The sequence below is a fragment of the Salinicola sp. MIT1003 genome (assembly GCF_001858555.1).
GTDB classification, from domain to species: domain Bacteria; phylum Pseudomonadota; class Gammaproteobacteria; order Pseudomonadales; family Halomonadaceae; genus Salinicola; species Salinicola salarius.
Window position 1 is genome coordinate 1 of sequence record NZ_MCAP01000027.1, and the last position, 15,581, is coordinate 15,581.

Annotated in this window: 12 protein-coding genes; all 12 read right to left on the minus strand. The window is 50.0% G+C overall.

The genetic code is table 11. The annotated features are described in order from the left end of the window. Nucleotides 1–182: 182 nt before the first annotated feature. On the minus strand, nt 183–1,178 hold the full coding sequence (gene galE / locus BC443_RS11635) for a UDP-glucose 4-epimerase GalE (RefSeq protein ID WP_071232013.1): 996 nt from the start codon (nt 1,176–1,178) through the stop codon (nt 183–185). Nucleotides 1,179–1,334: 156 nt separating this feature from the next. After that, the gene (locus tag BC443_RS11640) at nt 1,335–2,309 is read right to left on the minus strand and encodes a putative nucleotide-diphospho-sugar transferase (RefSeq protein ID WP_083387356.1); all 975 of its coding nucleotides are present in this window, start codon (nt 2,307–2,309) and stop codon (nt 1,335–1,337) included. Nucleotides 2,310–2,326: 17 nt separating this feature from the next. Further along, entirely contained in the window at nt 2,327–3,352 is a 1,026-nt protein-coding gene (locus BC443_RS18620; protein ID WP_170835876.1) for a sulfotransferase, read from the minus strand. A 249-nt stretch (nt 3,353–3,601) separates the two neighbouring features. After that, the gene (locus BC443_RS11645) at nt 3,602–5,404 is read right to left on the minus strand and encodes a glycosyltransferase (protein ID WP_071232015.1); all 1,803 of its coding nucleotides are present in this window, start codon (nt 5,402–5,404) and stop codon (nt 3,602–3,604) included. A gap of 16 nt (nt 5,405–5,420) precedes the next feature. Beyond that, nucleotides 5,421–6,539, minus strand: coding sequence for a UDP-galactopyranose mutase (glf, locus tag BC443_RS11650; protein ID WP_071232016.1), 1,119 nt, complete (start codon nt 6,537–6,539; stop codon nt 5,421–5,423). Between the two features lie 32 nt (nt 6,540–6,571). Next, complete coding sequence (locus tag BC443_RS11655) at nt 6,572–7,414, minus strand: hypothetical protein (RefSeq protein WP_139284300.1); 843 nt, start codon at nt 7,412–7,414, stop codon at nt 6,572–6,574. Continuing rightward, the gene (locus BC443_RS11660) at nt 7,407–8,495 is read right to left on the minus strand and encodes a chain-length determining protein (RefSeq protein WP_071232018.1); all 1,089 of its coding nucleotides are present in this window, start codon (nt 8,493–8,495) and stop codon (nt 7,407–7,409) included. Before BC443_RS11660 ends, BC443_RS11655 begins: the two co-directional genes overlap by 8 nt. Before the next feature lie 37 nt (nt 8,496–8,532). Beyond that, entirely contained in the window at nt 8,533–9,471 is a 939-nt protein-coding gene (locus tag BC443_RS11665) for an ABC transporter ATP-binding protein (protein WP_083387358.1), read from the minus strand. 21 nt (nt 9,472–9,492) lie between these two features. Then, the gene (locus BC443_RS11670; RefSeq protein ID WP_071232019.1) at nt 9,493–10,302 is read right to left on the minus strand and encodes an ABC transporter permease; all 810 of its coding nucleotides are present in this window, start codon (nt 10,300–10,302) and stop codon (nt 9,493–9,495) included. Between the two features lie 88 nt (nt 10,303–10,390). Beyond that, nucleotides 10,391–12,145 carry a polysaccharide biosynthesis/export family protein gene (locus BC443_RS11675; protein ID WP_071232020.1) on the minus strand — a complete coding sequence of 585 codons (1,755 nt, stop codon included), beginning with the start codon at nt 12,143–12,145 and terminating at the stop codon, nt 10,391–10,393. 950 nt (nt 12,146–13,095) lie between these two features. Then, complete coding sequence (gene cysN / locus BC443_RS11680; protein ID WP_071232022.1) at nt 13,096–15,006, minus strand: sulfate adenylyltransferase subunit CysN; 1,911 nt, start codon at nt 15,004–15,006, stop codon at nt 13,096–13,098. A gap of 77 nt (nt 15,007–15,083) precedes the next feature. Next, on the minus strand, nt 15,084–15,581 hold a 498-nt coding region (locus BC443_RS11685), incomplete at its 5' end, for a four helix bundle protein (protein WP_247643273.1).

Genomic DNA, 15,581 nt, shown 5'->3' on the forward strand with positions numbered 1-15,581 from the left:
TTGAAGTTCTCGTCGTATCTTGCCATCAAAAACACCCCGAAGGTTGGATGGGTGTCCAACTTTCGGGGTGCAGTTCAATGAGAGGGTTGGCCTTGAAAGATTTGGCGCCGGTGAACAGCTCACCAAACCAAACCGGAAATCTCATCCATTGCATGGTGTTGCCCCACCTATTCATGAGAAATCTACGAGAGTTCAGCCAGATGCTTCTCCCACTTCCAGGCGTGCTCGAGAATCGTGGAAAGATCGCCATATTGCGGTATCCAGCCCAACTCTTCCTTGGCTCTCTTGGCATCCGCTACCAGAACGGCTGGATCACCTGCTCGACGCTCTCCCTCTTCGACATGGATACTCCGTCCTTCTTCGGCAACCAAGCTTTTAGCCGCATCTATGACTTGCTGCACGGAAAATCCGTTACCGTTGCCCAGGTTATAGGCTGCGGCACCTGAAACCTTGCCACTGACGAGAGCTTCCAGCGCCAGCGCATGAGCCGCGCATAGATCCTCGATATGGATATAGTCGCGAATACAGGTGCCATCTTCCGTTGGATAATCACGCCCAAACACAGTGATTCTCTCCCGCCGCCCGGAAGCCGCCTGGAGGATCAGCGGAATCAAGTGAGTTTCCGGGTCGTGGCACTCCCCCAGCTCACCTTCCGGGTCCGCACCGCAGGCATTGAAGTAGCGCAGGGAAACCGAGTTAAGCCCATAGGCCGTGGCATAGTCCTGCAGAGCCCTTTCCACCATCAGCTTGCTGGCACCGTAAGGATTGATTGGCTTCTGCGGATGAGACTCATCTATCGGCGTGTACTCCGGCTCGCCGAAAGTCGCTGCAGTGGAGGAAAAAATGAAATGGCGCACATCATGGCGCACCATCATATCCAACAGATTCAGCGTGTTGGAGACATTGTTGCGGTAATATTTGGCCGGATCGGTTACCGATTCGCCAACTAAGCTACAAGCTGCAAAATGCATGACGGCATCAAACGAGTTTTCATGGAACAACCGCTCGAGCAGAGCCGTATCCGCCAGATCCCCCACCGTCAATTGGCCATAGCGAGTAAGCTCGCGAAACCCCGTGCTTAGGTTATCCAGCACAACAACCGGATAGCTAGCCCTGGAGAGCTGCTTCACCATATGAGAACCGATATATCCAGCCCCACCGATTATTAAAACACTCATTTCGACCTACCTCCGACCATGCACCAGTATAACTGGTCTATCTATCAACGAAATCACATCCAAGCCAATGGATTAATATGTATATTCCTTGTCAACCTCTCCGCTATAACTATTAGCTGCAGCAATGATTGTCAAAACAAGTGCTTTCACTTCATCTTACTTATAGAGAGCTATTTTTTGCGGGGACTTATAGAACTCCATGGTACCAAAATGCAGGAATTCTCCCGCCAACAGATGACGATTGAAATGCGGATCGTAATAATAATGAGTAAACGCTGCAGACACTCTCTTTCTCAAATCTAAAAAATAAAGGGCTTTGCGTTGCTGAGAGTACTCCCAATACTTTTCATTAGGATGCCGATGTCTTTTAACACTACCAGAAACGCCAAACTCGACCTTAAAACTTTCCTTGTTCCCTAAAATCAATAAATCCCAAACACCCAAGAAAGTTCTTTCATCGAAGATATCTGGCATCTCTCGACTAATCCCCATTATTTTTTGTACCAAATCCATTTGGGTCCACTTGCTAGCAATATCAGAAACGCAATTAGCATGATGACACACAACATCTAAATCAATTCTACCACTCGACCAGTTCCAAAGTTTTCTATCTAATACACCAACTGCTAGGCCATGGTCTTTAAATCGGCCTACTGAGAAACCAAACAGTACATCATTGACAATCGCCTGATCCCACCTTCCAACATCGATCACGCGCTTCTTGATAAGCTCCCAGAAAGCTTTGACTTTAGAATTAGGGCGACATGCAATTATACCTATATTGACTCCTTGAAAATCATTTTCTTGTTGAAAAACCATATCTTTATCTTTTATAGACCTTTCAATTTCTTCGAAAAAACCATCAAAACATTGAATATCAATATCTGCCATTATGAAATATTCATTATTTTTATACTTGTCAATTGCATTCAGCATGAGATTGATTTTTTTCACCCATATATCCACCCCGCCCCCCGGCGACTTCTTTATATCAGCATCAATAGAATGATAACTCACTTCGTATCGTTCATCCAAGTCAGCGCAAAACCGAATAAATAAAGGTTTGAAATTTTCAGTGCCAAAACAAACCATCGGCACTTTTTGCAAAATTCGCTCTTGTGAAAAAGTCATAGGAATCTCTCAGGAATTTATGGAAAAAGTTTCAAAGCATCACAGACTTTATAAGTAGGCCATTTTTTAATTTTCTGTGAGATTTCAGAATTATCCCTTAACCACATTAAGTCGGCTACAAATGGCAGGCACAAATTCCGCAGGGTCTTCTCACTTAGCGCATTTTCCCATCCGCTTTTAATATTAACCTCACGAATATCATTATAGTTAAACCCATGATTGGTCAAATATTTCTCAGCCCCACCGTCGCTTCTTTTTGAAATAAGATCCCCAATAGAAAGCACCTCAATAAACGGAGACTCCATAGTACTATTATATCTTGTAGGCTCAGAGCTATAAACCTCCCCCAGATATTGCATTATACTGGAAATCCCTTTATTGAAAAAAGTATTCTCGTATGTATCAAGCATTACTTTAGCGCCAGAATTCGCAAGCCTATCAATTACTCCAGAATATAAGCTTTGCGTTCTAATAGCCCAATAAAACTCCCATCCCCTAGCCAGCCTGACTTCTTCGTAATTATACGTTTCCAGCACCGTCTCGGGACCTTTTCTTTCTGATACAGATTTATAATTTGACAGCAACCGAGAGACTGGATCCCGAGGATTAAAGATAACCGTTGTATCAACAAACTGAGACAGATTTTGTAAAAACAAATCGCAGTAATAACTATAAGATGGAGAAATATCCACTCTCCACCTATACATATCCGATCCATTATAAAGCTCCAAGTAATCTGAAAGACTTGAAGTAACGGCGCAGTGCTGAATATTTCCTTCAGCCAAAGAGCTAAAATTAATACCACTATGAAAAATAGCTGTTTCAGCAGGACCTTTGAACCTACGATCCCAGCATGTTAAAAAGTTCGTCTCCTTTAGGCGAGGCGCATAAATATTTTTCGAAGTGCTACAGATACTATGAAAAGTAGTAGATCCCGATCGAGCTGGCCCTATATAAAACAAATTCGGCAAAGAAGCCTGTTCCACTTCCGTAAGAATAGAGGTTATAGCTGAACGAGAACCAATAAACTTAATATTCTTCAAGATTCACCTCGGACATCTCTACTTTAGGAAAATTTTCAAACTCAACATTTCCATACACAACCATACAATGGAAAATTTAAACTCGAGCTGGCCATTGATTATTGGGTTGGCTTCACTATAAAAACCAAACTCAATGAACGCGTTTAGATAGAAACCATCTTTTAAATAGACAGAAAGTAAACTTAACAAAAGTTAATTAACTTATCCATAAAAATGACATAACCGATAATTATTCAGCCATGTCTTAGCTTATTCATCCCGCAAACGTTCAAACCAAGCACGTTTTGTAGTAAGGGTAAAAGATGCTTCTGCGTAGCCTTCACGCAATTTCGGATATTCACTCTCCAAACGCTTGGCCAGCTTTAGGAAGCGCTTGCGATTCTTGAAATAAGTCTGTCTATCAAACTTACACACATATCCCCTTCCCGTAGTGTCATCCATAGTAACAGTATATGGACGCAAGAATGTGTCATGCTCGATAGCGCGTACATCCAAAGGTAACCTGACACCCTTTTTGTACTGGAAAGTCTCGGGAATCAAGTGCCCATTGAAGCTGAAACGCCGCAGCATACCAACCCAGCGCCCTTTGTTACGACGCGGCGAATGGCGTGCCAACCTATTGAGATCCACTGAAAGACCATCCTGAATTCTTTCGTTCTCGATAGATCCACTGATCAGTTTTCTTCGCTCTGCCATATCGATGTTTTTCTCCCAGAAAGTATCGACCTGAAGCACATCTTCAATAGCTTGGCAAATTGCGGCGGCAGATTCATAATGATAACTATTATTAAATCGATCAAAAAACCGCGTCATCATTTTACGAAGAGATTTTTTACCAATATCAAGGTTATTAAAAGTTAAGTGATGAACAATATGATAGCGCATATCCAGATAAAGCGTCAGCGGCGTCTGCTTAGCAAAAAAATCCTCTTGGATAGCCACTACACCAGGTATTGTCAGAATGTCGAAGTCATTGGCCAGCGAGAAGTAGCTATCGTCTCCACGAACAAAGAAAGGAAATGGCCAAATCTTTACCGACACGACAGGAAAGCAGAAATACCACCAGCCTGCATATTTATTCTCGACATTGCGGGGTTGCCCCACGGACATAGCCAGCACTTCGCCGAAGTTTCGCAGATCGCGCCCTTTATCAATGGGGCGGCAACGCTGATCGAAGGTGGCACCGTTTTCCCACATACGCCACTTGTGGGCTTCAGTGATCATTGCGCCGGCCACTGCGCGCTTTTCTGATTTGGAGAACCGCAGAACGGAGATCGTACGCCGCAATGACTCCGGAAAAAAACCCGCGTCATCATCCATAAACAAGACATGGGATGAAAGTTTATTTTCAACGGTTTCCAGCAAGCCTCGGGTAAAGCCCCCCGCCCCACCAAGATTACGATTCTTGATAACTCTTCCCTTGGTAAAGGATATGGTATCCGTATCACCTCCGTTATCAATAACAAGCAATTGGAAGCGCGGCAGCAAGTCGGGGTTGGCCTCGAAATAGGCCTGCAAGCGGCGACCGGTTCGCTGCACAGCGTCGTTGCGTTTGAAGGTCGTTATGACCCCGGTAAGCGATACATCCTGGTGTGGGATCCCCAAAATATAATAATCAACTTCGTGGATGAGCACGTCGTCCAGAGCAACGATTTCAACATAGATCAGACCGTCGAGTTCGATGTTCGGAAGACGAATGCTTTCACTCTCGCCTTCGCGGAGTTCGATCTTGCTCTGGTACAGGTGCTCCCAACTGCGACCGCGGCGCGCCATGACAATCTTGATGGAGAACTTCCCGGTAGCTTTGACCTCCACGGCAACGTTGTGGCTGTCTAGGTCATACAGATGCGCGGGGAAAGCATTGAAATAACTGTCAAACCGGATTAGTGCACCGCGCTGGGCGAAATAAGCTTGCTGCCGTGTATCGTACCCTGCCAGCCCCCCCTCGTGATGGAAAAACAAGAGATATTCGCTATTGACGCCTGGATCCGGCATGACGAGCCGCTGGACGAGACTCGTCTCGAGCGCTTGCATCAACTGATGTTCTTTCATGGAAGATTCCATCAGGTTATTCATTTATGAGCATCTGTAGATAGGCTTCAGCCACATCCAATGCTCGGCCTATCGTGACATCCATATCTAGGTATTGGTACGTGCCCAGGCGGCCGACGAAGGTGACATTTTTTTCCTGCTTTGCCCGCGTCTGGTACTTCTCCAACAGTTCGGTCTCAGCGACCAGGCGGATGGGATAATAAGGAATATCATCCGGACCGCATGAACGACTATATTCACGAAAGGCAATGGTCTTGGCGAAGCTGTCGCTTTCCCAAGGCGCGAAATGTTTATGCTCAGCGATCCGAGTGAAGGGTATCTCGCTGTCAGGGTAGTTCATCACAGCCGTACCCTGAAAGTCCCCCTCGGCATGAACAGGCTCGAAATCGAGCGTGCGGTAGCCTAAACGGCCCAAGTCGTAATTGAAATAACGATCTAGCGGACCTGAATAGAAGATATGTTCGAATTCTTCTGTTAAATCTTCATATTTGCAATCTAAGCGCAGCTCAATATTCTCGTGGCCGAGGATATTCTCGACAATAGCGGTATAACCATTGCGCGGCATACCCTGATAGGGATGATTAAAGTAATTATCTTCGTAGTTGAAGCGCAGAGGCAAGCGCTTCAGAATTGACGCTGGAAGTTGACTGGGGTCCACGCCCCACTGCTTGCGGGTGTAACCTGCGAAGAAGCCTTGGTAAATATTATCCCCCACGAAACGTAGAGCCTGCTCCTCGAAAGTCTGCGGGTCGGTAATATCCATGCGTGCCTGGCTCTCGATAAAGGCCTTGGCCTCGGCAGGTGACATACATTTGCCAAAGAACTGATTGATGGTATGAAGATTGATGGGCATGGAATAAACCTGGCCTTTGACAGTGGCCTTGACGCGATTTACGTAGGGCATCATCTCACCAAAGCGGTTTATATAGTTCCATACTCGCTCATCATTAGTATGAAATATATGAGGACCGTATTTGTGCACCATGACGCCGCTCTCGGCATCACGCTCTGTATGGCAGTTACCGGCAGGATGCTCGCGCTCATCGATTACTAAGCATTTGTAACCGCACTCAGACAGTCTACGTGCAATTACCGCACCACTAAAACCAGCACCAACAATACATATTCGCTTCATGAGATATCACCCTTGCCAACCGAATTTGTGTATTACTGCCCTTCAGCCTTGCCTGCGCTTAAAAAAGCTCGGTAGTGTTTGTACTTCCAACGCTGCTGTGTAATTTTTTTCCGAATAGTGAAATACCCCATCACAACATTGAGCTTGGCACACAGCCCTTTCACTTTAATCCCGTTTAACAATCGCCCTGCATGTGCAGCATGCTGATATGGCTTAATACCTAGTTCCTTGAAAGTCTGTTTACGCTCTTCCAAAAGATCGATTTCATGCGCTCGCATACGGGAGACTAAGTGCGTATTACGCGGCCGATAATGGCCCATTTTAACGCTATCAATAATAGCCACCTGTTCCCTGGGTTTGGAAACCAATTGATGCCACAACCAGTCTACGCCTAGCGCCGCATGTTTATCAGCCATTATAGGTAAAAGCTGGATTAGCAGTTTTTTATGCATCAATGGCATCATCAGCTCGACAAAATTCGTTAGTCGATATTCGAACCACGGGTTGCCTACTGTCAGTCGATAGGCATAAACACTATTGGGCGTAAGTGCAGGCTGTGCCAGCTCAAAGCCTCTAAGCTGGCATAATCTGAAAAATCGCTGGATATCTTCAGGTGTCGTTTGGATATCGTCGTCTGGGAACCAAAAATACTCATGCTCATCCAGCAACTTGGGTTGCTGCCGAAAAAGGTCACATAGACCCAACCACTTTCCTCCAAGGCAAATGTGGTGTGCCGGATTTGCATCCACACCGTATTGGCTAACCATGCCGCAATAGCCTGATACTGACGCATACAGCCACTTAGGTGCCTGCTGCGCACTCTCCGCTCGACATACAATTAAGACCGGCTTCATGCATAACTGTTGTTCAGTCACGATGATCCTTGATGATCAAGACCAACATATTAATGATGAGAGTAATAAATAGTGCGATAACCGCAAACACGGTAATGTTGTACAAACGTTCCGGTTTTTCCGGATATTGGGGCATAGTCGGAGATTGCAGAATTGAAACCTGTTTGAGCTTCCGGGCCGCTTCAATACGCGTGCTTTGCAACGCTGACAATGCCCCGGAATAACTTTCCTGAGCGAACTGAGCTTGAAGTTGCAGCGTTTGGTATTCGGATGAAATGGCATTCAGGGCGTTGCCCGTTTGTCTTGCGACACGATCTCTCTCATGAGCAATCTGCTGCTCTAGCGCCTCGATTTCACTGTTGACTCGCATCATCTCTGCGGAGCGAGAACTCTGGTAGCTAGAAAGCGCCGTCTTGCGCGCCTTCATGATCGCCAGTTGGCCTTCCAAGGTCGACACCACTGAGCTGATGCTTTCTACCGTTCCTGTTGGGGATACCAAGCCATTCTCGTTCTGGTAGTCCAACAATGCTTGCCGGGTCTGATTGAAATCCTTTTTGAGATCATTGACCTGCATTTCCAAAAATCGCACCTGCTCTTCCGCCAACCGACGCCCCATCTCATTCATATGGCGTTCGCCTTCCGTCAGAAGCAACTGGGCAATCTTGTGCGCTTCCTCGGATGTATAAGCCTCGACATCGATGCGGAGCACACCAGCGTAGTCATCCAGTTCCACGGAAGCACGCTTCAAGTAATAATCTTGCAACTCCTCCAATGGCACGTCCGAGTCGCTCAGTCGACTAAAAATGTCTCCATTTTGCGAATAGTGCTGTCGGAAGTCGGCCTTCTTGACCAGGAGCTGAAGCATATCCATGGAAAGCAGATAATCACGTAGGACCAACATGTCTGCGGTATTTGCGGAGCCGCTTCCCGATAACAGTGAGCTGAAATTAATTTCCGGCGCTGATATTTGCGGGCTTTCCAGAACGACATTGGTATGGGAGACATAACGATCACTAGCCCATATCGCCCAATAAGATGACACTACAACTATCAAGGCCAAGCAGATCGCCCAATGGGGATATTTTTTAATAAAGGCTTTCATTCAAATTTCCAGACAAGAGGTATGTTCGAAGCTAAGATCATGACAGCTGTGCTGAAGCTTTTTGCTTCGGATCACCGCCTTTGCCTTCCAGCTTTTCGAGCTGTGCAAGAATATTTTGGTGAACGGCCAATCTTTCTGTAAGAACCTTTATTTCCCGCTCATTCTTTTCCTTGCTCTCCCTTGGCCTAGACTCTGGGTTTTTAAGCTTAGCTAATTTATTTGAAATATCTTCAACCTCTTGCCTACTGAGTTCTAACGAGGTCAGCGGCGCCGCTTTGGGTGGCGCCTTCTTCACAGGCTTAGGCTTGCCTTGATTGATGTTATACGTGTCATGGTAAGTCTTAATCGCATCCTTGATATCATCGAACCAAATGGCTTCGCCTTTATCCAAGAAAACACCTGCTTGGCACATTTCCTTTAGAATGCCTTCACCATGAGAAACCATGATCAAGCTAGCTTGGGAGACTCGATCAGCGAAGGCCTTCTTTGCCTTGGTCTTGAAGGCTCGATCCCCTACGGCCGTGGCTTCGTCAGAGAGATAGACATCGAAGTCGAAAGCAAGGGAAAGTCCAAACTGTAGGCGTGCGCGCATTCCCGACGAATAGGTCTTGACCGGCTCGTCGAATGCCTCTCCAATCTCGGCAAACTCTTCGACTCTGCGAATGATATCGCTGGCATCTCTACCATGGTTGTGAATGCGAGCAACGAATTTTACATTCTGGCGCCCGGTCATGGAGCCTTGGAAGCCACCGCCCAAACCAATTGGCCAAGAAACTTTGCATTGACGGCGGATGGAGCCTTTATCGGGAGAATCCATACCCCCGATCAGGCGCAACAGCGTTGACTTACCGGCGCCATTTCGACCAATAAGGCCAACACTAACGTTTTTAGGTATCAATAAGTTGATATCTTTCAGAACCCAATCACTGCCGTGGTGATTGTGGTATCTTTTATATAGGTTGCTAATTTCAATCATAGCTAATAATAGTGCATCCGTTTAGCGGGCTTTCAGCCGGTCCTGGAAACGAAGATGAAGCATCAACCCTAACGTCAACATGGTTAACGCCCAAAACCATAAATAAGTCAGATCTATACCGTTTAGACTATGATAACCTGGAAGGAAATTGAGCCGTAAACTTTCCAAACCATGCACGATCGGGTTCAAGAGAACATATCGCTGATATTGATGAGGAATATAATTCAAGGGGAATATTACCCCCGACATAATAAGCAAAGGCAAATTCGTCAGCTTAACGATATTGCCTATTTCTGTTACCAATGATGCGGCCGCTGATGCCAGGATTCCAGCGCCCAACCCCAACATCCATAATGACAGCCAATCAAACAAAGCCTCTAAGGGTCGGTGAGGTAGTAAATCAAACTTCAATAAACTTCCCAAGACTATAAAGAGAAGAAAAATAAAAGACTTGAGCACAAATTCCAAAAAACCACGCACCAGTACGGTATCGACCGGTTTGACTTGCCGATAAGTAAACAAGCCCATATTTGCATCGACGGCACCAAGTAGGCGCATCATATTTTCCCGGAATAGCGTGAACCCCATTAGACCCACTAATACCCAAGGGATAAAGTCCGCGCCTGCAATATGCTGCCCTCCCATAGTAAGCGCGCGAATTGCTATCATGATTCCAGTAATTACCATCGGCTCGAAGATCATCCAGAACCAAGCCATCCGATCAGACATGGTCCGGGCAGTCATTTCACGCATGAACATCGCGTGCCATACATTCCAGGTCACGGGCCAAGACTGACGTAGATCGGTCAATAAAGAATTCGATCGAGACATAGCGTTATCGCTATTAAGAGCGCACAGCGCTTGTAGAAAAAAGCCGATCCGCACGGCTCAGCAGAATCGTGCGGGGCGTAGCGAGTAATCAAAGATCCAGCGCGACCTTGGTCGCAACGGCCACCTGATAAAGGATCTGTGTGATGCTGGTCGCCAGCTCGATATTGCTGGTCGGCGCGGCCGGCAGCACCATGATCTCGTCACCGGCGCGAACGTCTGTGTCGTCGGTACGGATGACTGCGCCGTTGCGATGCACCACCAGCACCTGGTCGTCATCCGCGCGAGGCGTGAAACCGCCGGCTTGGCGAATGTAGTCCTCGGCGCTCATGCCGGGGGTGTAGACCATGGCCTGGGGAATCGTCACTTCGCCGCTCAGCAGCACGGAATCCGAGCTTTCCGGAATGGTGACCACATCGCCATCCTGCAGGCGAATATCGGCGATGCTGTCGCCGCGGGCGACGACCAACCGACCGGTGGGTTCGGTCTGGCGTGCCTTCTGCACGAAGCGTTCGATCAGCTCGGCCTGGCGAACCTGAATCTCGCCTTCTCCGGTCGTCCGCGCCGGGTAGCCGAGGTAGGTCTGCTCGAGCCGGTCCAGGCTCTCGTTGAGCGACTCTTCCTGCTGCTCCGCGACGCTTTCGCGGCGAATCGAAACGTCCTGATAGCTGGTCATGCTCTTGGGCACGCTGATCGCGTTCAGGAACTCGCCCAGATGCGCATCCCGCGGCAGCACGTAACGAGAAGGCCCGTAGTAGCTGCCTTCGACCTGCACGACGATGCTTTCGGCACGCTGATCGGCACTGAACATAACCTCGTCACCGCGCTCGATCTCCGCCGTGCGGAACTCATCCAGCGTCAGGTAGCGCGCGATCGGCCCTTCCGGACGATCTCCGCGCAACAGCACATGAGACACGCCGGAGCGCAGACGTGCCAGGTTGGTCACATCGCCACCGGTCAGGCTTTCCCCTGCCAGCTCGTAGCGGAACGGGCGCTGAACGTCCCCCACCACGGCGACCGCCGGGCCACGCTCTTCGACAACGATGGTATCGCCATCGCGGAACTGCGAATGCGGCATGTTGCCGTCGATCAGGAAGTCATAGAGATCGATCGTGTCGACGATGCGGCCGCCGCGCTTGATCGCGATCTGGCGATAGCTGCCCAAGGTCTGGTCGATACCACCGGCCTGATCGAGGAAGTAGAGCATCGAATCGCTCGGCGTACCGGAGTAGCGGCCAGGATTCTTGACATAGCCGGTCACGAACACGCCGACCGGCTGCACGCCCTGCAGATTGGTGTAGACCTGGACGTTTTCCGGGTAGACCGACTTGATCGCGCTGGTCACGCGGGAATTGAGTTCACTATTGGACGTGCCCTGCACGTTGAGCGGCCCGATGCCGGGCAAGAAGATATTGCCCTGAGAATCTACCGTCAGCACGCTCTGCATCTCGGTGCCACCCCAGACCCGTAGATTGATCTGGTCTCCAGGCTTGATGGTGTAGCCGGGGTTAAGACCATCGGCCATCACGCCACGGAAGCCACCGGTAAACAGGTTGGCCCCAAATGGCGGCAACAGGTTGGGGTCGACCGGCGGCTGGTTCGGATCGACCGGGCCGTAGTTGGCGCTGTTCCAGTTGGCCCGTGGCTGATCTTCGACAGCCTGCTGAGCCTGTTGCTGGGCGTGCTGCCCGTCGGCGCCTTGCCCCTGAGAAGTCACCGATTGGGCTTGCTGGTCCTGCGGAATAATGCTGCTGGAACCGAAGGATTGGGCATTGGCCACCCCGACGTTCAGGCACGCTACCGCCACCAGACACCCGGCCCGGAAAAACGATGCTGCATGTTTCATGCAATACTTCCTGTTGTAATCACACGGCTCGCAGTCTGTCTTCTAAAGTTAGAATGACGGTTTAGCGATTTAAGAAAATGATTTAGCTGATCGGAAAACGATACACGCGGAAGCTGATTCAAAAGGAGGGGATTTTTGTTACGGAGTGCTTGGATTGGTCAACGTTCGAGTAACCAAACGCTGGGTATACCAGCCACTATCTTTTATAAGACAAGCCACTTGGGGATTCTGGCTATTCTGAAGCACATCTTCTTCGGCATTGTTTCTCGCGATATCTAAATGCACGCAAAGTCGACCACTCGCAGCGAAGTAACGTTCCTGAACAATAACAGAGACGTTCGAACCCCACGGGGTTCTGGGAAAAGCAGAGAGACTGCCAGGCGTGGCGTTGTCGAGAAAGTGAGATATCTCGGGGACGAGCGCTGCCGCGCCCTGCATGGTGCCAATATTGTTACCATTATAATGACCCTGCGAAGCGCAACCCGAAAAGGTTACGACTAGAGCCCCTGCCGCTAGCCATCTTCCGATTCGGCTACAGCCAGAGAAAGCCCCGTTGAAAAAAGCGTTTGGCATATTGTCTGTTCAACCTGATGGACGAAACAATGAAAAATCGGCGCATAGAGCCATCTCAGCCACTATTGCCGAGAATTGGCCCACTATCAAAAGACACGCTGATTATCAGAGTGGTCTCAGGCGTTTTGCTTGTCGCACCATCCCGGGTGCAACGCGCAGCAAACGAAAAGTTGGCCAATCCATAGCCTTGATTTCACGAGTGTATGGTGTCTTCGCAGACTTGCCTACAACAGAAACGCTGCATCTTAAAAGATATTGCATCTTCACGTTGCTTAACGTATCAGTGCAGACAAAACTCTACAATTTAGTAGAAATAAACTACCCAACCACAACACTCCTCAGCATTATTACAGTCGACACAATAATATTTAGCACGCTTATACGATTACACTATATTGCCGTAGCTTCAGCACCAGCTCCTTGACGGTATCTTCTACGCTCAGTTCGCCCGTATTGATCTCGATTTCCGGATTCGTGGGGGCTTCGTAAGGCGAGCTGATCCCGGTGAAGTCTTCGATCTCTCCGGCGCGGGCCTTTTGGTAGAGACCTTTGGGGTCGCGCTCTTCACAGACTGCCAACGATGTGTTCACGAACACTTCGATGAATTCGTCGCTGTCGACCATGTTGCGGACCAGGTCTCTGTCGCGCTGGAACGGCGAGATGAACGAAACCAGCGTGATCATGCCGGCATCGACCATCAGCTTGGCGACTTCGCCTACGCGACGAATGTTTTCCTGACGATGATCGTCGCTGAAGCCGAGATCGCCGCATAGACCATGGCGCACGTTGTCGCCGTCCAGCAGGTAGGTGCTGTAGCCCATGCCGAACAGTTGGCGCTCGAGCGCGTTGGCAGAGGTTGACTTGCCTGCGCCAGAAAGCCCGGTGAACCAGATGATGCACGGCTTCTGGTGATTGCGTTCGGCGCGACGCTGCTTGGTCACGGCCATGTCGTGCCAGACGATGTTGCTGGCGCTGAGCGTTTCCACCACCATGCCGGCACCCACGGTGACGTTGGTCATGCGGTCGATGATGATGAAGTTGCCGGAGTGCGGTGAGCGCGTGTAAGGGTCGAGCCCCAGCGGCTGCTTCACTTCGATCTGGCAGCGCGCGATGCCGTTGAGCGGGATTTCTCTGGCCGGATGGCGCTCGAGCGTGTTGACGTCGGTCTGGTGGACGATCCGCGCTACGCGACCGCTGACGACGCTGGTGCCCGCCTTGAGCTCGTACTCGCGCCCCACTTCCAGCGGCGTATCGTGCATCCAGACGATGTCCGCGGTGAACGCCGTGGTCGGCTCCAGCTTGCTGTCCGCCGCGACAAGCATGTCGCCACGGGAGATATCGATCTCGTCGGCAAGCGTGACGGTGATTGCCTGATCGGGATAGGCAACCTCGAGTTCGCCATCGTAGGTTACGAGGCTTTCGACGGTGGATGTCCTGCCGGAACCGAGCACGCGAATGGCGTCGCCCGGGCGAAGAATGCCGGCCGCCAGTGTGCCGCAGTAGCCCCGGAAGTCGAGGTTCGGCCGGTTGACGTACTGTACCGGGAAGCGCAGATCCACAAGGTTGCTGTCGTGTTTGACGTCCACGCCTTCCAGCAGGCGCAGCAGCGGTTCGCCACCGCCTTGTGCGTACCAGCTCATGTTCTCGCTGTCGTTGACGACATTGTCGCCTTCCAGTGCCGATATCGGCACGAAATGCAGATTGATGTCGTCGTTGAGATTCTTCGAGAATTCCTTGTAGTCGGCGACGATCTCGTCGAAGCGATTCTGGGAATAGTCGACCAGATCCATCTTGTTGACGGCGACGATCAGGTGACGAATGCCCAGCAGCGAGCAGATATAGCTGTGACGGCGAGTCTGGGTCTGAATGCCGTAGCGCGCATCGATCAGAATGATCGCCAGGCTCGCAGTCGACGCACCCGTAGCCATGTTGCGGGTATACTGCTCGTGGCCCGGCGTATCGGCGATGATGAACTTGCGCTTGTCGGTGGAGAAGAACCGGTAGGCGACATCGATGGTGATGCCCTGCTCCCGCTCCGACTGCAGGCCATCGACCAGCAGCGCCAGATCGACCTTGTCGCCGGTGGTCCCGCTGATCTTGGAAGCCTGGGTGATCGCCGCCAGCTGATCCTCGTAGATCATCTTGGAGTCGTGCAGCAATCGGCCGATCAGGGTCGACTTGCCGTCATCGACGCTGCCGCAGGTGATGAAGCGCAGCAGGTCTTTCTGCTCGTGCTCTTTCAGATACGCTTCGATGTTTTCTGAGATCTTCGGTGAGGCGTGTGACACGGTTTCTTCCCCCATTTGTGAAGAGTACGAGCGCTGCGAGCCACGAGCTTCGGGCTACGAGCAGGCAGTGATCTCCATCAAGACTTGTGTTTTACTTGGCCAGACGCCAAAGCGTTCAATAAAGCGCCAAGCATCCGTGATAACTGAATAGCTTCATTGCGCCACTGAGTGCCCTTCTGCTCAGCGATGTACCCTATTTCCATACCGATCAAGGCCTGAGTCGCAAACTCGCCACACGAGCCTTTTGCAATAGACACGAAGCGGAACTTTTCTCGCTCGGTATATCTTTCGAACCCTTCCGCGATGTTGCTGGGAATCGAGAGCGCAGAGCGCGTGATCTGGTCTTTGAACCCGAAATCACGGAGGCTATGAAGCTCCCGATAAACGTCTACGCTGAGACGCTTACCACGTTGCCAGACCTCCATCTGCTCATGCCTCATCTCTTCGCCCTTTCCAATTCTCACAGATAATTCGCAACCGCTTTTCGTAGCTCGTAGCTCGTAGCTCGTAGCTCGTAGCTCGTAGCTCGTAGCTCGTAGCTCGTAGCTCGTAGCTCGTAGCTCGTAGCTCGTAGC

Bases quoted from the DNA above. Each gene is read 5' to 3' on its own strand.
- galE (WP_071232013.1), bottom strand. From the start codon at position 1,178: ATGAGTGTTTTAATAATCGGTGGGGCTGGATATATCGGTTCTCATATG.
- BC443_RS11640 (WP_083387356.1), bottom strand. From the start codon at position 2,309: ATGACTTTTTCACAAGAGCGAATTTTGCAAAAAGTGCCGATGGTTTGT.
- BC443_RS11645 (WP_071232015.1), bottom strand. From the start codon at position 5,404: ATGAAAGAACATCAGTTGATGCAAGCGCTCGAGACGAGTCTCGTCCAG.
- glf (WP_071232016.1), bottom strand. From the start codon at position 6,539: ATGAAGCGAATATGTATTGTTGGTGCTGGTTTTAGTGGTGCGGTAATT.
- BC443_RS11660 (WP_071232018.1), bottom strand. From the start codon at position 8,495: ATGAAAGCCTTTATTAAAAAATATCCCCATTGGGCGATCTGCTTGGCC.
- BC443_RS11665 (WP_083387358.1), bottom strand. From the start codon at position 9,471: ATGATTGAAATTAGCAACCTATATAAAAGATACCACAATCACCACGGC.
- BC443_RS11670 (WP_071232019.1), bottom strand. From the start codon at position 10,302: ATGTCTCGATCGAATTCTTTATTGACCGATCTACGTCAGTCTTGGCCC.
- BC443_RS11675 (WP_071232020.1), bottom strand. From the start codon at position 12,145: ATGAAACATGCAGCATCGTTTTTCCGGGCCGGGTGTCTGGTGGCGGTA.